General features: G+C 33.3%; 23 protein-coding genes and 1 tRNA gene. 20 read left to right on the top strand and 4 right to left on the bottom strand.

Features of this window, described 5'->3' with window-relative positions:
• Positions 1 to 75: 75 nt before the first annotated feature.
• Together ACQ0RB_RS07175 and ACQ0RB_RS07170 are read right to left on the bottom strand one after the other, a co-directional pair.
• Positions 76 to 732 (bottom strand): hypothetical protein, encoded by a 657-nt coding sequence (locus tag ACQ0RB_RS07175; RefSeq protein WP_430497502.1) that lies wholly within the window; start codon positions 730 to 732, stop codon positions 76 to 78.
• Between the two features lie 11 nt (positions 733 to 743).
• Complete coding sequence (locus ACQ0RB_RS07170) at positions 744 to 1199, bottom strand: DUF4442 domain-containing protein (protein ID WP_131507642.1); 456 nt, start codon at positions 1197 to 1199, stop codon at positions 744 to 746.
• 144 nt (positions 1200 to 1343) lie between these two features.
• Between ACQ0RB_RS07170 and ACQ0RB_RS07165 the strand changes: the two genes are divergently transcribed.
• From ACQ0RB_RS07165 to ACQ0RB_RS07140, 6 genes are all read left to right on the top strand, one after another.
• Positions 1344 to 1790, top strand: a complete 447-nt coding sequence (locus tag ACQ0RB_RS07165; RefSeq protein ID WP_129760525.1) for a DUF4870 domain-containing protein — start codon at positions 1344 to 1346, stop codon at positions 1788 to 1790.
• A gap of 69 nt (positions 1791 to 1859) precedes the next feature.
• Positions 1860 to 2198 (top strand): PadR family transcriptional regulator, encoded by a 339-nt coding sequence (locus tag ACQ0RB_RS07160; protein WP_129760523.1) that lies wholly within the window; start codon positions 1860 to 1862, stop codon positions 2196 to 2198.
• On the top strand, positions 2198 to 3973 hold the full coding sequence (locus ACQ0RB_RS07155; RefSeq protein ID WP_430497499.1) for a PspC domain-containing protein: 1776 nt from the start codon (positions 2198 to 2200) through the stop codon (positions 3971 to 3973). The genes ACQ0RB_RS07160 and ACQ0RB_RS07155 overlap by 1 nt, the downstream gene beginning before the upstream one ends.
• Before the next feature lie 100 nt (positions 3974 to 4073).
• Positions 4074 to 4796: a head GIN domain-containing protein gene (locus ACQ0RB_RS07150; RefSeq protein WP_430497497.1), complete on the top strand. Its 723-nt coding sequence runs from the start codon at positions 4074 to 4076 to the stop codon at positions 4794 to 4796.
• A 111-nt stretch (positions 4797 to 4907) separates the two neighbouring features.
• On the top strand, positions 4908 to 5750 hold the full coding sequence (locus ACQ0RB_RS07145; RefSeq protein ID WP_430497495.1) for a GIN domain-containing protein: 843 nt from the start codon (positions 4908 to 4910) through the stop codon (positions 5748 to 5750).
• Positions 5751 to 5771: 21 nt separating this feature from the next.
• Entirely contained in the window at positions 5772 to 7592 is a 1821-nt protein-coding gene (locus tag ACQ0RB_RS07140) for a M2 family metallopeptidase (protein ID WP_430497493.1), read from the top strand.
• A gap of 72 nt (positions 7593 to 7664) precedes the next feature.
• Here ACQ0RB_RS07140 and trxB read toward each other — a convergent pair whose 3' ends face one another.
• Complete coding sequence (gene trxB, locus ACQ0RB_RS07135) at positions 7665 to 8645, bottom strand: thioredoxin-disulfide reductase (RefSeq protein ID WP_262732692.1); 981 nt, start codon at positions 8643 to 8645, stop codon at positions 7665 to 7667.
• A gap of 195 nt (positions 8646 to 8840) precedes the next feature.
• On the opposite strand from trxB, the gene ACQ0RB_RS07130 reads away from it, so the two are divergent.
• Positions 8841 to 9311: a hypothetical protein gene (locus tag ACQ0RB_RS07130; protein WP_430497491.1), complete on the top strand. Its 471-nt coding sequence runs from the start codon at positions 8841 to 8843 to the stop codon at positions 9309 to 9311.
• A gap of 34 nt (positions 9312 to 9345) precedes the next feature.
• On the opposite strand, the gene ACQ0RB_RS07125 is transcribed toward ACQ0RB_RS07130, so the two are convergent.
• Positions 9346 to 9420, bottom strand: a tRNA-Pro gene (locus ACQ0RB_RS07125).
• A 94-nt stretch (positions 9421 to 9514) separates the two neighbouring features.
• On the opposite strand from ACQ0RB_RS07125, the gene ACQ0RB_RS07120 reads away from it, so the two are divergent.
• From ACQ0RB_RS07120 to lepB, 13 genes are all read left to right on the top strand, one after another.
• Positions 9515 to 10621, top strand: coding sequence for a PQQ-dependent sugar dehydrogenase (locus tag ACQ0RB_RS07120; RefSeq protein ID WP_430497489.1), 1107 nt, complete (start codon positions 9515 to 9517; stop codon positions 10619 to 10621).
• On the top strand, positions 10618 to 11034 hold the full coding sequence (locus tag ACQ0RB_RS07115) for a c-type cytochrome (protein ID WP_131507660.1): 417 nt from the start codon (positions 10618 to 10620) through the stop codon (positions 11032 to 11034). The genes ACQ0RB_RS07120 and ACQ0RB_RS07115 overlap by 4 nt, the downstream gene beginning before the upstream one ends.
• 46 nt (positions 11035 to 11080) lie before the next feature.
• Entirely contained in the window at positions 11081 to 11686 is a 606-nt protein-coding gene (gene udk, locus ACQ0RB_RS07110) for a uridine kinase (protein WP_131507661.1), read from the top strand.
• A 6-nt stretch (positions 11687 to 11692) separates the two neighbouring features.
• Positions 11693 to 12022, top strand: a complete 330-nt coding sequence (locus tag ACQ0RB_RS07105; protein WP_129760500.1) for an FtsB family cell division protein — start codon at positions 11693 to 11695, stop codon at positions 12020 to 12022.
• Positions 12012 to 13385 (top strand): methylmalonyl-CoA mutase subunit beta, encoded by a 1374-nt coding sequence (locus ACQ0RB_RS07100; RefSeq protein ID WP_430497486.1) that lies wholly within the window; start codon positions 12012 to 12014, stop codon positions 13383 to 13385. The genes ACQ0RB_RS07105 and ACQ0RB_RS07100 overlap by 11 nt, the downstream gene beginning before the upstream one ends.
• 10 nt (positions 13386 to 13395) lie before the next feature.
• Positions 13396 to 14064, top strand: coding sequence for a hypothetical protein (locus ACQ0RB_RS07095; protein WP_430497484.1), 669 nt, complete (start codon positions 13396 to 13398; stop codon positions 14062 to 14064).
• Positions 14045 to 14686, top strand: a complete 642-nt coding sequence (locus ACQ0RB_RS07090; protein WP_131507665.1) for a hypothetical protein — start codon at positions 14045 to 14047, stop codon at positions 14684 to 14686. Before ACQ0RB_RS07095 ends, ACQ0RB_RS07090 begins: the two co-directional genes overlap by 20 nt.
• The gene (gene scpA / locus ACQ0RB_RS07085; protein ID WP_430497482.1) at positions 14686 to 16842 is read left to right on the top strand and encodes a methylmalonyl-CoA mutase; all 2157 of its coding nucleotides are present in this window, start codon (positions 14686 to 14688) and stop codon (positions 16840 to 16842) included. Before ACQ0RB_RS07090 ends, scpA begins: the two co-directional genes overlap by 1 nt.
• A gap of 107 nt (positions 16843 to 16949) precedes the next feature.
• Positions 16950 to 17714 (top strand): ParA family protein, encoded by a 765-nt coding sequence (locus ACQ0RB_RS07080; protein WP_335974788.1) that lies wholly within the window; start codon positions 16950 to 16952, stop codon positions 17712 to 17714.
• Positions 17714 to 18613: a ParB/RepB/Spo0J family partition protein gene (locus tag ACQ0RB_RS07075; RefSeq protein WP_129760487.1), complete on the top strand. Its 900-nt coding sequence runs from the start codon at positions 17714 to 17716 to the stop codon at positions 18611 to 18613. The genes ACQ0RB_RS07080 and ACQ0RB_RS07075 overlap by 1 nt, the downstream gene beginning before the upstream one ends.
• The gene (locus ACQ0RB_RS07070) at positions 18603 to 19220 is read left to right on the top strand and encodes a DUF5683 domain-containing protein (RefSeq protein WP_430497479.1); all 618 of its coding nucleotides are present in this window, start codon (positions 18603 to 18605) and stop codon (positions 19218 to 19220) included. Before ACQ0RB_RS07075 ends, ACQ0RB_RS07070 begins: the two co-directional genes overlap by 11 nt.
• Before the next feature lie 29 nt (positions 19221 to 19249).
• Positions 19250 to 19948 carry a 4-hydroxy-tetrahydrodipicolinate reductase gene (gene dapB, locus ACQ0RB_RS07065; protein ID WP_430497477.1) on the top strand — a complete coding sequence of 233 codons (699 nt, stop codon included), beginning with the start codon at positions 19250 to 19252 and terminating at the stop codon, positions 19946 to 19948.
• Positions 19949 to 20005: 57 nt separating this feature from the next.
• On the top strand, positions 20006 to 21547 hold the full coding sequence (lepB, locus tag ACQ0RB_RS07060) for a signal peptidase I (protein WP_430497475.1): 1542 nt from the start codon (positions 20006 to 20008) through the stop codon (positions 21545 to 21547).
• Positions 21548 to 21602: the final 55 nt, after the last annotated feature.

Here is a 21602-nt window from a genome sequence, read left to right as displayed (position 1 = left end):
TAATCAAAGACATTAAAACATAACAAACTAAAAACAAACAACTTACAAGTAAGTAGTTAAAATATTGCATCTATTTTATTCTGCTTTTCTTGGATACAAAAACTCAACTTTGGCATTTATTATTCTTTCTATATCATTCAAGTTTAACTGAAACCAATATTCTTGTTTTTCTATATAATAACTGAAACAAAATTCCATTTCAGTTGTATCAAACCCACCATGATACCTTTCTGTTTGAAATTCATCTGAACTCTCAATTTCACCCCATTGATTTATATTTAAATTTTTAGCCAAAATACTTTCGCAAATTTTTTTAAACTGTTCATCTACCTGAATTTTGATTAAGTCTGATTCATTTCCATAATAGTCATAGTAATGTTGAGCAAATTCTGTCTTCATTATTTTACTATTAATTCCGCCAAACTGAATTTCAAAATCGTTTCCTTTTTCCATTCCGCTAATTGCGCCTCCCCAACCAACTAGTTCTGTTCCGTTTTCAAGATAAACTTTCAATTTAGGGATCACCTGAGTATCAATAAATTTATATTCTTTATCGTCTTGATTTATTGTTACTTTATGCTGTTGACAATGATTTTTAAACAAATTATATGGTGAGTCTACATTTTCAAAATTAATTTTTCCATAAACAACTCCCATTGGAGTATCAGCAAATTCAAAAGCAGTTGTTCCTATTTTAATTCCACTTAATTGTATTTCGTAAATTTTTTTCAAATTATTATCAACTAACTTTTAACTTTAATACTCCATTCAAAATTAAACACCGACACTTCCACTCCATCTTGGTTTACACCTTTTGATTGCATCCACAAGGTTTGTCCTTCACCAGTTTCAATAGCTTTGGCTATGGCATCATCAATTTTATGACCATCTGTACAACTAAATGTAATTTTTCCTGTTGCCTTTTTAGTAAAAGTAGCATTGTTATTAGCTACCAACATAGAAATAGGCTTACCGCTTTCTCTAATTTTAGCAAGTACCAAAGCTCCTGTAGTTAATTCGGCAGCCATACCTTGAACTGCCCAAAACATAGATTTAAAAGGGTTTTGATTAATCCAACGGTGTTTTACAACTACTGTACAAGTGTCATTATTAATAGACTTTACTCGAACTCCAGTAAAGAACACTGAAGGCAGTTTAAAAAAGTTAAAAGTGTTTATTTTATTAGGAGTAAGCTTCATTTTAAAAATTAGTTTTATCAAATCTAGACAAAATAATCCATAATCCAATTTGTTAATATTATGTTAAAATATACTACTATGCGTAACATAATACCTTTTTTTAGACATATATTTGTATAAGATAATATTATACGTTTTAAAATCATGTTAGACAACCACCAAAAAAATATTGCAACTTTTATTCATTTATCCACCTTTAGTAGGTTTATAATCCCTTTAGGAAATTTTATTGGACCTATTATATTGTGGATTACTAACAAAGAAAAATCAGAGTTTGTTGATAGTCATGGAAAGCAAGCCATAAACTTTCAAATAAGTATATTACTATATACCTTAATTATAGGTACGCTAACTATCCCGTTTTTCTTTTTAAAGTTTTTTAATGGTATTGACTTTATAGACTTTCATGGGTTTAATGATTTTCACATTAACATAGGGAAACCTTCTCCTCTACTTTACATTACAGGAGGTTTGGGTGTTCTTGCAGTTTTTGGATTTATCTTAGAACTTATATTTATAGTTATTGCAAGTTTAAAAGCACGCGATGGTGAGTTGTACAACTATCCATTAACCATAAATTTCATCAAATAACCATCAATCAATCAATCAATCAATCAATCAAAAAATGAACAGTTTTTCAAATTAAAATTTCTTTAGAACATGAAGATAGAAAACACAAAAGCACAAATGCGTAAAGGTGTATTAGAATACTGCATATTATCAGTCTTAAAAGACGATGATGCTTATGTAGCCGAAATTCTAGACACACTAAAAGACGCAAAACTGCTTGTTGTAGAAGGAACCATTTATCCACTACTTACAAGACTTAAAAACGCTGGTCTTCTTAACTACCGTTGGGAAGAATCAACCTCAGGTCCTCCACGAAAATATTACGGTTTAACAGAAACAGGAAAACTGTTTCTAAATGAGCTTAATACCACATGGAGCGAATTACAAAATGCAGTTAACCTAGTAACAAGACAAAAAAATAAAAAATAATGAATAAAACAGTCAACATAAATTTAGCAGGTATATTCTTCCATATTGATGAAGATGCATACTTAAAATTACAACGCTATCTTGAGGCTATAAAACGTTCATTTACAGACTCTCAAGGTCGATCGGAAATCATAGCAGATATTGAAGCTCGTATTGCTGAATTGTTCAACGAGCGTGTTCAAAACGAAAAACAAGTTATCAGAATAAAAGAGGTTGATGAAGTGATCTCAATAATGGGACAACCTGAAGACTATCTTGTTGATGACGAAATTTTTGAAGACGAACCAAAAACACAATACAGAAGAACCTCAACTTCCAAAAAATTATTTAGAGATACTGACAACTCATATATTGGAGGTGTTTCATCAGGTCTTGGACACTATTTAGGTATTGATGCCATTTGGGTAAGACTACTTTGGATTTTACTTACTCTAGGTTCTGGTGGTACGTTTGTGCTTATATATGTATTGTTTTGGGTTTTAGTTCCTGAAGCAGTTTCAACCGCTGATAAACTTACAATGACTGGTGAACCTGTGAACATCAGTAACATTGAAAAAAAAATTAAAGACGGATTTGATAATGTATCACAAACGGTTTCAGACACGGTAAAAAACATTGATTTACCCAAACAAGGAAACCGAATAAAATCATCGTCAAAAACATTTTTTGACACTATAGGAGACATCATTATGTTTTGTCTTAAAGTGTTTGCAAAGTTCATTGGTATTATTTTAATACTCATTGGAGCCAGTACTTTAATAGGATTAATAATTGCATTATTTACCGTTGGAATTGCCGATTCTGTTAACGTCCCAGGAATTGAATTTATAAATGCTGCCAATGCTGCAAATACACCAGTTTGGTTAGTATCAATGTTGCTATTGTTTGCCATAGGAATACCGTTCTTTTTCATTTTCTATTTAGGACTCAAAATATTAATCAACAACCTAAAATCAATTGGTAACATCGCTAAGTTTTCGTTACTAGGGTTGTGGTTAATGTCAATGATAGGACTATTTGTAATAGGAATAAAGCAAGCTAGTGAACATGCGTTTGATGCGAGTGTGACTGAAAATACTGAATTGTTAATGCTTAATCCATCAGATACTTTAACAATACGTATGCAAGGAAACTCGTCATACAGCAAACATTTTGGAAGACGTAGCAGCTTGTTTAAAACAGTGTATGACGAAAACGACAACAAACTTATATACAATACTGATGTAAGACTTATTGTTCGTTCAACTAAAGATAGTGTAGCCTCTTTAAGTATTGAAAAAAATGCACATGCTAGCGATTATCAAAAAGCAAAGTCAAGAGCACAAAACATTAATTATGATTTCAAGGTAATTGGTAATGAGCTTTTACTAGATGCTTACCTTACTACAGAGTTCAGAAACAAGTATGGTGAACAACAAATTGAAGCTACATTGTATTTACCAGAAGGTACTGTGTTTTATGCAGATCAAAACACCTATTCCTTTCACAGAAACTCTAGCTATTACAGAGACATACTAGAAAATGGTATGGAAGAACATTATTTAAAAGTAACTCATGATGGTGTGGTGTGTTTAAACTGCGAAGACGATGAGTTTAAAGTAAGAGTTGATGTAAACGATGAACACTCTGGTCTTAAAATAGATGAAGATGGTGTTAAAATTAAAAAAGACAGTGTTGAAATAGAAATCAACGACCATGGCATTAGAGCAAAGGACGTAGATGTTAAAGTAAGAATAGATGATAATGGTGTTGAAATAATATCAGACGACAATTAACAATTCATCAATAAAAAACAACAATTCAGATACTTAGTTTATTAATCGTATATATAAAACTAGACCTTTGAACTAGTAATCAATCAAAAAACAAACAGTTATGACAACCTTAGCAAAAGTAATTATCTCCATAGTTTTAGGACTACTTATGATGTCCTGTAACTTTGATATGAATTTTGGAGTAAATGGAAACGGAAATGTAACCACAACCGAAAGATCGCTTGATGGTAGCTTTAGCGCAATAAAAGTAAGTAGAGGTTTAGATGTTTACATTACTCAAACCAATACCGAAAGTGTAAGTGTTGAAGCTGATGAGAACTTACAAGACATTATTATGGTAGAAATTGAAGGTAATGTTTTAAACATTTATGCCGAAGAAAATATTGGCACTTCAAAATCAAAAAAAATAATGGTATCTCTTGACGATTTAACTAAAATCTCAACAACCAGTGGTAGCGATGTATTTTCAACCAATACTATTAACACAAACACTATCGAGATTAAAACCACTAGCGGAAGCGACCTTGAACTAGATATCAATGCCGAAAGTATTGACTGTAGTTCAACTAGCGGAAGCCATGTTAAGCTTTCAGGTAAAACAAATAAACTCTACGCAAGTGCTACAAGCGGAAGCGATATAAGCGCACAAGATTTAAGTGCTGTGTCCTGTCAAGTAAAAGCAACTAGTGGTGCAAACATTACCGTAAACACATCAGAAGAATTAATAGCTAAAGCTAGTAGTGGTGGCGACATTAACTACTATGGTAACCCTAAAAAAGTAGAAACTAGCGATAATGTTTCTGGTAGTATAAGAAAACGCTAACCAACCTTTTTACATACAACTAACCAACCTGTTTTTCAAACCATTTCAACCTCTAGTTAGAGTTTGGGATGGTTTTTGCATATATTTGTTGTACAATTTTAAATTTATACAATGAATAAAATCCTTTTCGTTTTACTATTCAGCTTAGGTTTTACATCATCCTTTTTTGCTCAAAACAGTGAAAAAGTAAAAGGTAATAGAGATGTTACCATTGAACAAACCTATTTAGATGATTTCACTAAAATAATTGTAGGTGGCGACTTTTCAATAGAAATCATATACAACTCAAAATCTTCAGTAGAAATTGAAACTGACAGCAATCTTCATGATATCATTAAAGTTGAAGTCGTTGATAGCACACTAACTTTCTCTACAACTCAAGAAATTTCTTCTAAAAAGAGATTGAATATAACGGTAAATTACAGCACTCCTTTAGAGTATATCGAAACTAAAGACGATGCTGAAATTCGCTCATTAACATCTTTAGAGCTTAACGACGTTGTCTTAAAAACCACAGGAACTTCAAAAGCATACTTAAATATTAATGCCAATAACTTTGAGTATACAAGTTTAGACAGAGCAAAAGTAAAATTAAACCTTACAGCCAAAGGTACATCAACAGTTGTTTTAAGCGACAACAGTAAGTTAGACGCTCTTGTAAACAGTAAAGAAGCTAAAATTGACTTATACCAAAGAGCGACTATAAACATTGAAGGAGATACTAATAATGCAATTATTAGAACTGATAATAATTCTGATTTTAACGGAAAAAACTATACAACCAAAACCTGTACTTTAATCTCTGAAGTTGCTAGTGATGCGCACGTAAATGTATCTGAAGCTATTACTCTAGAAATTACCGGAAGCAGTGAAGTTTACTTATACAACAACCCAAAGGTAACTATCAATAAATTTATTGATACTGCAAAATTGCTTAAAAAAGAAACTAATTAACTTTTAACCCTTTTTATTTAAATGAAAAAACTAATTGCCTTATCGATTGTTCTTTTTTCCATGGTTTCATGTAAAGAAGACACATCTAAAACTAGCAATAATTCAGCTGAATTTAAAGCTGAAGTTCAAGCGTTTTTAGATGATTACACTAATACTTTCGTAAAATTATATTACGATTCTGCACTTGCTGAGTGGGACGCCAACACACGTATTGTTGCTGGCGACACAACCAATGCTTACAATGTTCAAAAAGCAAATGAAGCCTTTGCTAAATTTACAGGAAGCACTGAAAACATTGAAAAAACAAGAAAATTTTTAGAGAATAAAGATGCTTTAGATATTGTTCAAGTAAGACAACTTAATACAATTCTTTATGCTGCTGCTAACAACCCTGAAACAGTTTCCGATTTAGTTTCAGAACGTATTGCTGCCGAAAATGCTCAAAACGAAACTTTATTTGGTTTCGATTTTAAAGTTGATGGCAAATCAGTAACCACAGGAGACATCGACAAAGTATTAAGAGAATCTAACGATTTAAAAGAAAGACTTGCCAACTGGGAAACTTCAAAAGCTGTTGGTAAAGATTTAAAAGATGGTTTAGAAAATTTAAGATCGCTTCGTAACAAAACTGTACAAGCTCTAGGTTATGACGATTACTTTACTTACCAAGTATCAGATTATGGTATGTCACGTCAAGAAATGCGTGATGAAATGAACAAAATGGTTAAAGAAGTTTGGCCACTGTATAGAGAATTACACACTTGGGCTAGATATGAATTAGCTAAAAAATTCAATGCTGAAGTACCTCAGTATTTACCTGCACACTGGTTACCAAACCGTTGGGGACAAGACTGGAGCGCTTTGGTTAATGTTGAAGGTTTAGATATTGATGCTGCTTTAGCTGACAAAGAACCAGAGTGGATTGTAAAAGAAGGTGAAAACTTCTATAAGAGTATTGGTTTTGACCCATTACCTGCAAGCTTTTACGAAAAATCTAGCATGTATCCTTTACCTGCTGATGCTCCTTACAAAAAGAACAATCATGCTTCTGCATGGCATATGGATTTAGAAAACGACTTACGTTGCCTAATGAGTGTTGAAGCAACTGCCGATTATTATGAGACTATTCATCATGAATTAGGACATATTTATTATTATCAAGCTTACACTAATCCTGATGTTCCACCTTTATTACGTGGAGGAGCAAACAGAGGATACCACGAAGCCATTGGTAGTTTATTAGGTTTAGCTGCTATGCAAAAGCCATTTTTAGCTGAAAAAGGATTAGTTGATGCTAATGTTGAAATTGATGAAACTCAAAACCTATTAAAAGAAGCTTTAAACTATGTTGTGTTTTTACCATTCTCAGCAGGTGTAATGACTGAGTTTGAAAATGCTGTTTATGCTGAAAACCTTCCAAAGGATGAGTTCAACAAAAAATGGTGGGAACTCGCTCAAAAATACCAAGGTATGGTTCCTCCTTCTGAAAGAGGTGAAGAGTTTTGTGATGCTGCTTCAAAAACCCATATCAACAATGATGCTGCTCAATATTACGATTATGCAGTATCCTATATTTTATTATTCCAATTCCATGACCATATTTCAAAAAATATCTTGAAGCAAGACCCACATGCTACAAATTACTATGGTAGCAAACCTGTTGGAGATTTCCTTAAAGAAGTTTTAAAATCTGGTGCTAATAATGATTGGAGAGAGTTATTAAAAGAAAGTGTTGGTAGCGAAATGAGCGCAAAACCAATGTTAAACTATTTTGCTCCTCTTATGGATTACTTAAAAGAACAAAACAAAGGCAGAACACACACACTACCAGAAAGTTTATAATATTAAAACTTTAATACATAAAAAAAACCGAAGTTTATAGCTTCGGTTTTTTTTATCTCTATTATTTATGTTCTAGTTATAGGTAGAAGTACTAACTTCAAAAGTAGTATCTTTTGCAGCTAACCAACGTTCTGCATCAAGAGCAGCCATACAACCTGTTCCAGCAGCAGTAATTGCTTGTCGGTAAACATGATCGGCAGCATCACCACTCACAAAAACACCTTCTACATTAGTTTTAGATGTTCCAGGAACATTTATAATATATCCAGTTTCATCTAAATCTAAATAATCTTTAAAAATATCAGTATTAGGCTTATGTCCAATAGCTACAAAAAATCCTGTTGCAGGAATTTCGTGCTTCTCATCAGTTTGGTTATTAAACACTTTAACACCTGTAACTACTTGTCCATCTCCTAAAACCTCTTCAGTTTCAGTATTGAATAGTATTTCAATATTTGGTGTGTTTTTAACGCGTTCAGCCATAATTTTTGAAGCTCTAAACTCATCACGTCTTACAAGCATTGTTACCTTTTTACAAAGCTTAGATAAATAATGTGCCTCTTCACAAGCACTATCTCCTGCTCCAACAATCACTACTTCTTGATTTCTGTAGAAAAAGCCATCACAAACTGCACATGCAGAAACACCTCCTCCTAATTTTAAATATTTTTGTTCAGATTCTAATCCTAAATATTTTGCTGAAGCTCCTGTAGAAATTATAACTGTATCGCAGTGTATTTCTTTAGTATCATTTACCCATACTTTGTGTACATCTCCAGAAAAATCTACTTTGGTAATCCACCCATCTCTTACGTCAGTTTCAAAGCGCTCAGCCTGTTTTTGTAACTGAATCATCATTTCAGGACCAGTTATTCCTTCAGGATAACCTGGGAAATTTTCAACTTCATTAGTAGTTGTCAATTGTCCTCCTGGTTGTGCTCCTTGGTATAAAACTGGAGACATATTTGCTCTTGCTGCATAAATAGCTGCTGTATAACCTGCAGGTCCAGAACCTATTATCAAACACTTTACTTTTTCAATTGTTTCAGACATAATCGTATCATTAATTTTACTAAACAAAAGTAGGTTTTTTGGGCAAATCCTTACATATAAGTTATTAACAGTTTGTATACAACTATAAGTAAAAATTATACCTAGCTACATATTTTTTACATTGAATAATTAAAAAATACCAGTAGATTTTTGTAAATTTAGAAGGCAACACATTTAAAACTAAAACATTCTGTCATGAAACATTTAGCACTAATAATACTCACTGCTCTATTAGTAATTGCTTGTAAAAACAATGCAAATCAAAACGTCCAAGACAACACTAAAACACAAGATTCAATCAACGTGTCACTAGAAGGCACTTGGGAATTGGTAGGTTTTTATAACTACATCAACAATAAAGTATCCGATTCGTTTAACCCATCTACAGGTTATCGTCAAGTAAAGATGTATACTTCAACCAAAGTAATGTGGAGTAAAAATGTACCAACCGACAGTACTGAATGGTTTGGTTATGGATATTATAATATTAATGGTGATACGCTTACCGAAGTTTTGGATTATGGCTCTAAAATGATGAAAAAAATTATTAATGACCGAAAAGAATTTAAATACGAGCTCAACTTAAAAGAAAACACCTTTAGTCAAATTGAAGTTGATGATGAGGGTAACCGTATTTACTCAGAAAACTACAAACGTATTGAATAAAAAAAAGCCGAACAAAACAGTTCAGCTTTTAAAGTCGGGGTGGCAGGATTCGAACCTGCGACCTCCGCGTCCCAAACGCGGCGCGATAACCGGGCTACGCTACACCCCGAATTTTGGTTATCATTTTTAGGACTGCAAATATATACCTTTTTTTAAAAACTGACACATTTTATCATTAAATTTAAGCTCAAAATCATTTTTATATGAAATTTAAAAAACAGTACATGCTTTTTATAGCATTATTAAGTGTTTTTGCTTGCGCTCAAGATAAAAATCCCGTAAATACAAACCACGATTACGAACTAGTTGTAAAAGAACTTAATATACCTTGGGGATTTGCATTTTTACCTGATAACTCAATACTAATAACTGAAAAAAGTGGTGAACTCATTCATTTTAAAAATGGTCAAAAAACTACTATCTCTGGTTTACCGGAAATATATGTAAGAGGTCAAGGAGGTTTATTGGACATTTGTTTACATCCTGAGTATAAAGATAACGGTTGGATTTATTTCACCTATGCATCTCCTGAAGGAGAAGAAAAAGGAGGCAATACAGCCTTAATGAGAGCAAAACTAAAAAACAACACTTTAGTTGATAAACAACTATTGTACAAAGCTAGTCCTAATACAACAAGAGGTCAACATTTTGGTTCAAGAATAGTTTTTGACAACCAAGGGTATTTATATTTTACTATTGGCGAACGTGGAGATAGAGATACAAATCCACAAGACATAACAAAAGATTGCGGTAAAGTTTATAGGTTAAATAGTGATGGGTCAATCCCAATAGATAATCCGTTTGTAAACACACCTAACGCAAAACCTGCAATTTTTTCCTATGGTCATAGAAATCCGCAAGGTATGGTTTTACACTATGAAACTGGTGAAATATGGACTCATGAACATGGTCCTAGAGGAGGAGACGAAATCAATATTATAAAACCTGGAAAAAATTACGGATGGCCAGTTATAAGTTATGGTGTCAATTATAGTGGAACAAAATTTACTGACATTACCGAAAAAGAAGGCATGGAACAACCCTTTCATTATTGGGATCCTTCAATTGCTCCTAGCGGAATGGCTTTTATAACTAGCGATAAATATCCTGGTTGGAAAGGAGACCTTCTGGTTGGTTCATTAAAATTCCAATATCTTGATAAATGTGTCATCAAAAATGGCAAAGTAATTAAGGAAGAACATCTTTTAGACAACTTAGGTCGTGTGCGTTCAATAAATCAAGGACCAGACGGTTACATTTATGTAGGCATTGAAAACTTAGGAATTGTAAAACTGTTACCAAAAAAATGATAAAAACCAAACCACTATTATTTATTATAGCTTTCGCTACATTAACGTTTTGCAATAGCAAGAAAGAAGATAAAAGCCCAGAAATACAAGAAAGTATACAACGTGGTTCTGAAGTGTACAACGACTTTTGTATGGCTTGCCATTTACCAAACGGACAAGGTGTACCACGCACATTTCCGCCTTTGGCGAAATCGGATTATTTAATTAACAAAAGAGCTGAAAGCATAAAAGCTATTAAGTACGGACAAAAAGGAAAAATAACAGTTAATGGTGTTGAATATGATAATGTGATGACACCCTTAGGACTAAGCGACCAAGAAGTTGCCGATGTAATGAATTACATTACAAACTCTTGGGGAAACACCAATAATAAAATGGTTACCGAAGATGAAGTTTCAAAAATTCAGCCTTAATTTTTCTTGTAAATACTTAAATTTGCCTAAATTCTAAACAAAAAATATGCTCATTATAGGAATCGCAGGAGGAACAGGTTGTGGTAAAACAACTGTGGTTAATCAAATATTAGCTCAACTTCCTGAAGGTGAAGTTGGGGTCATCTCTCAAGACTCATATTACAAAGATACGTCTCATTTGAGTTATGACGAACGTGTGAAAATCAATTTTGACCATCCTCGTTCTATCGATTTTGAACTTTTGGAAGAACACCTTAAAGAGTTAAAAAAAGGAAATACAATAGACCAACCTGTATACTCTTTTGTAAAACATAACAGAACAGGTGATGTTGTAAAAACCAAACCAAGAAAGGTGATGATTGTTGAGGGTATTCTTATCCTTACCAATCCTGAATTGAGAGACATGTTTGATATAAAAATATTTGTGCATGCTGATAGTGATGAACGCCTTATACGTCGTTTAAAACGAGATATTTCTGAAAGAGGAAGAGACATTGACGAAGTATTATCGCGTTACCAAAACACATTAAAACCTATGCATCAACAATTTATAGAACCTATGAAAGAGTATGCAGACATTATCATACCAAACAATAAGTACAATACTGTAGCAGTTGATATAGTTAAAACTATTATTAATCAACGCTTGTAGCTTACAATGCCAAAAAAGAAAAACATAAAATATTTAAAACCTTTCAAAAATCTTTTTGTAATCATACTTGTGCCTTTTGCAATATGGATGCTGTTTTTTGACACTAACTCCTTTTTAATTCATCATGAATTAAACTCAGAAATGGAGGATTTAGAAAACGAAAAAGAGTATTATAAAAAGGAAATTGAAAAAGACAATAAAGCTATTAAAGAGCTAAAAACCGAAGAAGGTATTGAAAAACTAGCTCGAGAAAAATACTATATGAAAAAGGAAAATGAAGAGATTTATATCATTGAGTATGAAGATAGCTTAGCAAAACAGAGTAATGAAAAATAATCCGTTATTTTCCAACTTTGATGGTGTTTCATCAAAGCAATGGAAACAAAAAATTCAAGCTGACCTTAAAGGTGCTGATTATAATGACACATTAATATGGAAATCAAACGAAGGCATTGATGTAAGACCATTTTATCATGCTGATGAGTTTGATACACTTCCTGAAATTTCAGATGCTAAAGCAACACAATGGCACATTTGCCAAACTATTTTTGTTGCTGATGCTAAGAAATCCAACGAAAAAGCTATTGATGCACTTTCTAGAGGAGCCGAAAGCATCAAGTTTATTATTCCTAACACTAAAATAAACTTAGAAGAACTCCTCAAATCAATTGACACCAACACTACGCTACTCTATTTTGAATTACAGTTTTTAGATACTGAATACGTTACTGAAATCCTCAACAAAACGTCAAAAGACAAGGTTTATATCCTAACAGATATTATTGGTCAATTAGCAAGAGCTGGCAATTGGTTTAAAGACTTAAAAACCGATCATTCTATTTTTGAAAGTATTGTAAAAAGTACCAATTCTTTAAGTGTTGATGTTGCTTTATATCAAAATTCTGGAGCAACTATTGTGCAACAATTAGCATATGCGCTAGCACATGTTAATGAATATTTCAATCATCTTGACGCACTACTTTCAACTGAAGCTAAAAAAGAATTCAATGTTGTTTTTAATGTTTCAGTAGGCACAAATTATTTCTTTGAGATTGCTAAACTTCGTGCTTTAAGGTTATTGTTTTCAACACTTGCCGAAGCTTTCAATTTTAATCCACAGTGTCACATTTTTGCTACACCTACAAAGCGCAATAAAACGCTTTATGATTACAACACCAATATGCTACGTACTACAACAGAGTGTATGAGTGCAATTCTTGGTGGCGCAAATTCGGTATGCAATTTACCTTATGATGCTATTTATCATAAAGACAACGAATTTGGAGAGCGAATCTCTAGAAATCAGTTATTAGTTTTAAAGCACGAAAGCTACTTTGACAAAGTCAATAATCCTGCCGATGGTAATTATTATGTAGAAACGTTAACTGAGCAAATTTCAGAAAAAGCCTTAGCATTATTTAAAGATCTAGAAAGTAATGGTGGGTTTTTAAACCAACTTAAAGAAGGTACTATTCAACGTAAAATAAAAGAAAGTGCTACTAAAGAACAAGAAGATTTTAATGCTAACAAACTCATTTTATTAGGAACAAACAAGCATCCAAACCCTAACGATAAAATGAAGCACGAGCTTGAGCTATACCCTTTTGTAAAACACAATCCTGTAAAAACACTTATTGCTCCAATAATTGAAAGCAGATTAGCTGAGTCAATAGAACAAGAACGAATTAATAATGAATAAACACAACATCATGAAGTTTAAATTAATTTTTACATGCCTTATTGCAAGTTTAGTATTGTGGAACTGTAAGCAAGAACCAAAAACGCCTGAAGTAGATTACAAATATGCTAACAATAACGAATTAAAAGACTGCAAAAGCAAAGACTCTCTTCTACTTAACGAAGCATTAATGTCTTTTGAAAAAGATTTAATAAACGCTTACGATCCAAAAACCCAAAGTCCAAATAGGTCTTATGTTAGGTTTTTAAGCGATGTAAGAGTTAATAAAGTTAATTATATAGCTATCACATCAAAACACACAAAAGAACTGTTTGAAGCTTTAAAATCTAAATCCGATTTATGGAATACTAAAGAGGGTGATTATACTTTAAACTACGCTAACCCTTTAGTCGCTTGTATTGCTTCTAATATGCAAGAGGGTGATTTAAAAATTACTTTCAATGCTTTAGTTGACACTAATAGTATGAGCTACAGAATGTATAGCGAAGAATTAAGACGAAACACCATAAGCATAACAAAAGACAAGTATTTAGCTCTTTTTGTAGCATTAGATTTATACTATGCTAAACTATTTGGTGTAGACTTTAACAAACAACCAGAAGCAAACATAGACTTCAATAAGAAACCTGTAAAAAAAGAAATTGAGTCAAAAGATTCGCATGAAGGTCACAACCATTAAAATAACAGTATTATTACTTGTTGTAGTAACATTTCAATCGTGTCTTAATGTTGCCAATGACGTCAAAAGCTGGATAGAATTAAATGCTGAAGACGAAATTTTTGGTAAATACCACATGCTTGAAGACGATGGCATAAAAATATATCTACCTGATGTTTTTAAACGTTACTCATCAGTAGAATATCAACAATTACTAGATTCTTTAGCCACAAAAAAAGACTATGAGTACGAGTCTAAAAGGCTAAAGTCCATGAGAGAACTGGAAGGTAATTTGTATTTATATTTTGATGAAACCACGCGTTCTACCTATAGTATAAACACAATGCCTTATATGCCACTTTACAAAAGAGACGCTCAATATTTATTAGGAATGATACGTCTTGGTAATGAAAGAGTAGCTGAAAACACCGATTTAAAATTCACTAAAATCACAGCCAAGTATAATGCGAGTAATGGTCCGCAAATTTTCAAAGTTGTACACAGAATTGATAATGAAGCTAAACAAACCTCAACCTTTAGTACAACTTATATTATTTCGTCTAATCACAAAACGGTCTTCATTAATCTAACCACACCTTTTGACGTCTATTTTGACCCATTTCTTCAAAAAATGATTTTATAATGTCTAGAAAAAACATTCAACATATTACCATAAAGAAGCAAGAATCAAGAGCAAAAAACCAAAATTCGCTCCCTTTGGGAGAGATGTCCGAAGGACAGAGAGGGCTTTTTATGACTGCAGAAGACATAAATGTTCAATCAACCTACTCTAAAGATGACCTTAAAGATATTGAACATCTAAATTTTGTAGCTGGAATAGCTCCAAACCTTCGTGGTCCATACAGCACAATGTATGTTCGTAGACCATGGACTATTCGTCAATATGCAGGATTTTCTACAGCAGAAGAAAGTAACGCTTTTTACAGACGTAATCTTGCTGCAGGTCAAAAAGGATTGTCTGTAGCTTTTGATTTGGCTACACATCGTGGTTATGATAGTGACCATGAACGTGTTGTTGGAGATGTTGGAAAAGCAGGAGTTGCTATTGATAGTGTTGAGGACATGAAAATTCTCTTCGATCAAATTCCGCTAGACAAGATGAGTGTATCTATGACCATGAATGGTGCTGTACTACCAATTATGGCATTTTACATTGTTGCTGCCGAAGAACAAGGTGTAAAACCTGAACAGTTAGCTGGTACTATTCAAAACGACATTTTAAAGGAGTTTATGGTAAGAAACACTTACATCTATCCTCCTACACCATCCATGAAAATCATTTCAGATATTTTTGAATATACCAGTAAAAACATGCCTAAATTCAATAGTATTAGTATTTCCGGATACCACATGCAAGAAGCTGGTGCTACTTGTGATATTGAATTGGCTTACACTTTAGCTGATGGATTAGAATACATTAGAAAAGGGCTTGATGCAGGAATGGATATTGACACCTTTGCGCCACGTTTATCGTTCTTCTGGGCCATTGGAATGAACCACTTTATGGAAATTGCCAAAATGCGTGCTGCAAGAATGCTTTGGGCAAAATTGGTAAAACAATTCAATCCTAAAAATTCAAAATCGTTAGCATTGCGAACCCATTGTCAAACCAGTGGCTGGAGTTTAACAGAGCAAGATCCATTTAATAATGTAGCACGAACAACTATTGAAGCTGCTGCTGCGGCTTTTGGCGGCACACAAAGTTTACATACCAATGCTTTGGATGAAGCTATTGCATTACCAACAGATTTTTCGGCTAGAATTGCGCGTAACACACAAATATTTTTACAAGAAGAAACCCATATTACAAAAACCGTTGACCCTTGGGCAGGAAGCTATTATGTAGAAAAACTAACACATGACATTGCTCAAAAGGCATGGGAACTGATTGAAGAAGTTGAAGCATTAGGTGGAATGACAAAAGCTATTGAAGCTGGTATTCCTAAAATTAGAATTGAAGAAGCTGCTGCACGAAAGCAAGCTCGAATTGATTCTGGTCAAGACATTATAGTTGGTGTAAACAAATATAGATTACAAGAAGAAGATCCAATCGCTACACTTGAAGTTGACAACCAAATTGTACGCAACTCCCAAATAGAACGCTTAAAGGCCATTAAAGCAGAAAGAAACAACGAAAAAGTACAAGCAGCATTATCAAAATTAACTGAAGTTGCTAAAACAGGACAAGAAAATTTATTAGCTTTAGCTGTAGAAGCAGCTCGAGAACGAGCAACTTTAGGAGAAATAAGTGATGCTTTAGAAGCTGCTTTTGGTCGCTATAAAGCGCAAATTAAATCATTTAGTGGTGTGTATAGTAAAGAAATAAAAGACGACGAATCCTTTAAAAAAGCTAAAGAATTAGCTGATAAATTTGCTGAACAAGATGGACGACGTCCTCGTATTATGATAGCAAAAATGGGACAAGATGGTCATGATCGTGGTGCAAAAGTTGTAGCTACAGGTTATGCTGATGTTGGTTTTGATGTAGATATTGGTCCACTGTTTCAAACACCACAAGAAGCCGCTAAACAAGCTGTAGAAAATGATGTACATATTTTAGGCGTATCTAGTTTAGCTGCTGGACATAAAACCCTAGTACCACAGGTTATTGAAGCACTTAAAAGTTATGGTCGTGATGATATTATGGTAATTGTTGGAGGTGTGATACCAAAACAAGACTATCAATATTTATTTGATGCAGGAGCTGTGGCTGTTTTTGGACCTGGAACAAAAATTAGTGATGCTGCTATAAAGATTTTGGAGATTTTGATTGATTAAATAGCGGTTAAGTGCATTACATAAATATTCACGAACTGTTAACAACTTCCATTTTATAAACTCGTAAATAATTGTATTTTTACGGGACAAAAAACCAAATCATATTAATGGGTAAAATCATTGCAATTGCCAATCAAAAGGGAGGAGTAGGTAAAACAACTACTTCTGTTAACTTAGCCGCGTCTTTAGGCGTTTTAGAAAAAAAAGTATTGCTCATTGATGCTGACCCTCAAGCCAACGCTACTTCTGGTCTAGGTATTGATGTAGAAACTATTGAAATAGGAACCTATCAATTATTAGAGCATACTACTTCAGCTGAAGAATGTATAATGCCTACTGATTCTCCAAATGTAGATATCATACCAGCTCATATTGACCTAGTGGCTATTGAAATTGAACTAGTAGATAAAGATGAACGTGAGTACATGCTTAAAAAAGCGATTTCTCACCTAAAATCATCTTACGATTATATTTTAATTGACTGTGCACCATCGTTAGGTTTGTTAACATTAAACGCTTTAACGGCTTCAGACTCTGTGATTATTCCAATTCAATGTGAATATTTTGCTTTGGAAGGTTTAGGTAAACTACTAAACACCGTAAAAAGTGTTCAAAAAATCCATAATCAAAACTTGGATATTGAAGGTATGCTTTTAACCATGTACGACCAACGTTTACGACTTTCAAATCAAGTTGTAGAAGAAGTTCAAAAGCATTTTAGTGATATGGTTTTTGAAACCATTATTCAGCGTAATGTAAGATTAGGTGAAGCTCCTAGCTATGGTGAAAGCATTATTAACTACGATGTAAGTAGTAAAGGTGCTACAAATTACTTAAGTTTGGCAAAGGAAATTATTAAAAAGAATGGCTAATGGCGAAGGCAACAAAAAAACAAGCATTAGGTAGAGGACTTTCAGCGCTGCTTAAAGACCCTTCTAATGATATCAATTCAGTTCAGGACAAAAATGCAGATAAGGTAATTGGTAATATTGTTGATTTAGATATTGAAGCTATTGAGATTAACCCTTTTCAGCCTCGTACAAACTTTAATGAAGAAGCCTTACGTGAACTAGCATCTTCAATTAAAGAGCTTGGAGTTATTCAACCTATAACAGTAAGAAAACTAGAATTCAACAAATACCAATTGGTATCTGGAGAACGTAGGTTTAGAGCTTCAAAATTAATAGGTCTTGAAACTATTCCTGCTTATATTAGAATAGCTAATGACCAAGAGTCGTTAGAAATGGCTCTTGTTGAAAACATTCAACGTCAAGATTTAGACCCAATAGAGATTGCGCTATCTTACCAACGTTTAATTGACGAAATCAATTTAACGCAAGAACAAATGAGCGATCGTGTTGGTAAAAAGCGTTCTACAATAGCCAACTATTTACGTTTGCTCAAACTAGATCCAATCATCCAAACAGGAATGCGAGATGGATTTATATCAATGGGTCATGGTAGAGCAATTATTAACATTGAAGATCAAAATACACAGTTAACTATTTATGAAAAAATAATTACCAATAAACTTTCGGTACGAGAAACTGAAAAACTGGTAAAAAACTATCATTCTAGCAATACTGTAACTGTCCCAGAAAAGCAAGAACTTCCAAAATATATTAAAAAAGGCATAAAAGAGTTTTCAGAATACTTTGGCCATAAAATAAACGTTAAGGTATCAAAGAATGGTAAAGGTAGTATTACGATTCCTTTCCATTCTGAAGAAGATTTTAATCGTATACAAAAACTTGTTAAAAGTGCCAAATAAGACATTTTATAGTATTCTATTTTTACTTTTTATAGGTTCTACTTGCTTTTCACAAACAGAAAGCGACAGCACCAAAGTAGATACTGACCTTATGGTAGTGAGCGACACCATAACTCGTGAGCCTATAAACATTCTTGCACCTTCAAAAGCTGCATTTTATTCTGCAGTGTTACCTGGTTTAGGTCAAGCTTACAATAAAAAATATTGGAAAATCCCTATTGTTGTTGGTGCCATTACAACCGGAATTTTAATTTACGACCACAACAATAGAGAGTATCATCGTTATAGAGATGCATACAAAAGCCGATTAGCAGGCTACTCAAACGATGAATTTTGGGGAACCCAAGCCGATGGCACAACTCCTCTAGCCTCTCCAAGAGTTTCTAACGATGGACTTATTAGAGCACAAGAATCGCTAAGACGAAATAAAGAAATTTCATTATTAGTAACCATTGGTATTTATGCTTTAAATATTATTGATGCTAATGTTGACGCGCACCTACTCCAATACAACGTCGACGAAAATTTAGCTCTAAAGCCTCATTTTAAATATAATGAGCTTGAAAATACTTCTGATTTGGGTGTGACAGTAAATTTCAAATTTTAGCTTAGCAATACACAAACGATACTTAAATTATGAAGATAGCTTTATTAGGATATGGAAAAATGGGAAAAACCATTGAAAGAATTGCTGAAGAAAGAGGCCATACCATTGTTATAAAAGCTAAATTAGACACAGCATACACCATTACTGATGCTGATGTTGCAATAGATTTTAGTATTCCTGAAGCAGCTTACAATAATATTTCAAACTGCTTACTCAATAATGTTCCAGTTATATCTGGTACAACTGGTTGGTTAAAAGATTATGACAAAGCGGTTAATTTATGCAAAGCGCAAAATGGAGCTTTTATTTATGCCTCAAATTTTAGCTTAGGTGTAAATATCTTTTTTGAAGTTAATAAAGTATTGGCAAAACTTATGAATGGGCAACCTCAATACAATGTTGCGATGGAAGAAATTCATCATACTCAAAAACTCGATGCACCAAGTGGAACTGCAATTACACTAGCTGAAGACATTATTAAAAATTCCAATTACGACAGTTGGACATTAGATAACCCAAATCCAAAAGACATAAAAATAGACGCAAAACGTATTGAAAACGTCCCTGGCACACATGAAATCACTTATCAATCCAATGTAGATACTATTCAAATAAAGCATACTGCCCACAATAGAGATGGGTTTGCTTTAGGTGCTGTTGTTGCAGCCGAATGGATTATTGGGAAAAAAGGTGTATTTTCAATGAACGATGTGTTAAACATTGGTTAATTGCACAAAGGTTTGTAACGTTTTTAAATACTTTTCAACTCATAAAAAAAACATAAAATGACGAGTACACAGTGGTTAATTTTTTTATTTGCTATTCAAATAATACATGGTCTAGGCACATGGAAACTTTATATTAAAGCAGGCAGAAAAGCTTGGGAAGCCTTTATACCATTTTACAATGCTGTAGTATTAATGAAAATCATTAATCGTCCTTGGTGGTGGACCATTTTACTTTTTGTTCCTATTGTTAATCTTATAATGCTTCCTGTAGTGTGGGTTGAAACAGCAAGAAGTTTTGGCAAAAACTCAGCAACTGATACCTTATTAGCTGTTGTTTTACTTGGATTTTATAATTTCTATCTCAATTATGTAGCAGATGTAAAATATATTGAAAACAGAGACTTACACCCTAAAACCGGTTTAGGAGATTGGGTAAACTCGATTTTATTTGCCATAGTTGCGGCAACTATTGTTCACACTTATTTTATCCAACCTTTTACAATTCCGACATCGTCTTTAGAAAAAACACTTTTAGTAGGTGATTTTCTTTTTGTAAGTAAAGTACATTATGGTGCTCGTACACCAATGACCACCTTAGCTACACCAATGGTACACGATACAATACCAGTAGCAAAAGTAAAATCGTACATTCCAAAATTTGAATTACCATACTTTAGACTTCCTGGTTTTCAAAAAATAAAAAGAAATGACATAGTGGTTTTCAACTGGCCTGTGGACACTATGAAGAACATGCGCCATACTGACAAATTCTACTATAAGCCAATTGACAAAAGAACAAACTATGTAAAACGCTGTGTTGGTATTCCTGGTGATTCGCTGTCTTTAAAAGATGGGTATGTATACATTAACGGTAAGCCTAATGATTTACCAGATAGAGCTAAACTTCAGTTTTCATATGATATCACCTTTAAGCGCAACCTACATCCTAATGATATAATGAATTTATTATCAAGATATGATATAACTGATGGTTTAGGTTATGGAACTACTGAAGGTTCATATTTAATTCCTGCAGCAACTGACGAAGCTGTAGCACGTTTAAAGAATCATCCTGAAGTTGCTAGTGTTGTACCATTAAAAAATGAAGATGGTGTTAGAGATGCTAGTATTTTTCCTAGTAATGTGAATTACAACTGGAATAATGATTATTTCGGGTCATTATATATTCCTGAAAAAGGAAAAACAATAGAGTTAACTTTAGAAAATTTACCGCTTTACAAACGCATTATCACTGCTTATGAAGGTCATAAACTTTCAGTAAACGGAAATCAAATTATAATTGACGACCAACCAACAACATCCTACACGTTTGCTCAAGATTACTATTGGATGATGGGAGACAATCGCCATAACTCACAAGACTCAAGAGTTTGGGGATTTGTTCCGTTTGACCACGTAGTTGGAAAACCAGTTTTTATCTGGATGAGTTGGGAAAACGGAAAACCACGTTGGGAGCGTTTCTTTACAACTGTAGGTGGTAGTGGAAAACCAACGTCATACCTTATCCCATTTTTGGTATTACTTTTAGGTTGGTTTGGGTTTAATAAATGGCGTAAACGTAAGAAAGCAAATAGTTAATTTGTTGTTTGTTTATTTCGGCTACCATTTTACTAATAAATTAAATGTGTTGAGA

Origin of the sequence: Gaetbulibacter sp. PBL-D1 (assembly GCF_050509525.1) — a bacterium.
Classification (GTDB): domain Bacteria; phylum Bacteroidota; class Bacteroidia; order Flavobacteriales; family Flavobacteriaceae; genus Gaetbulibacter_B; species Gaetbulibacter_B jejuensis.
Note: the sequence above shows the minus strand (reverse complement) of the source record. Positions and strands in the feature narration are given on the sequence as shown.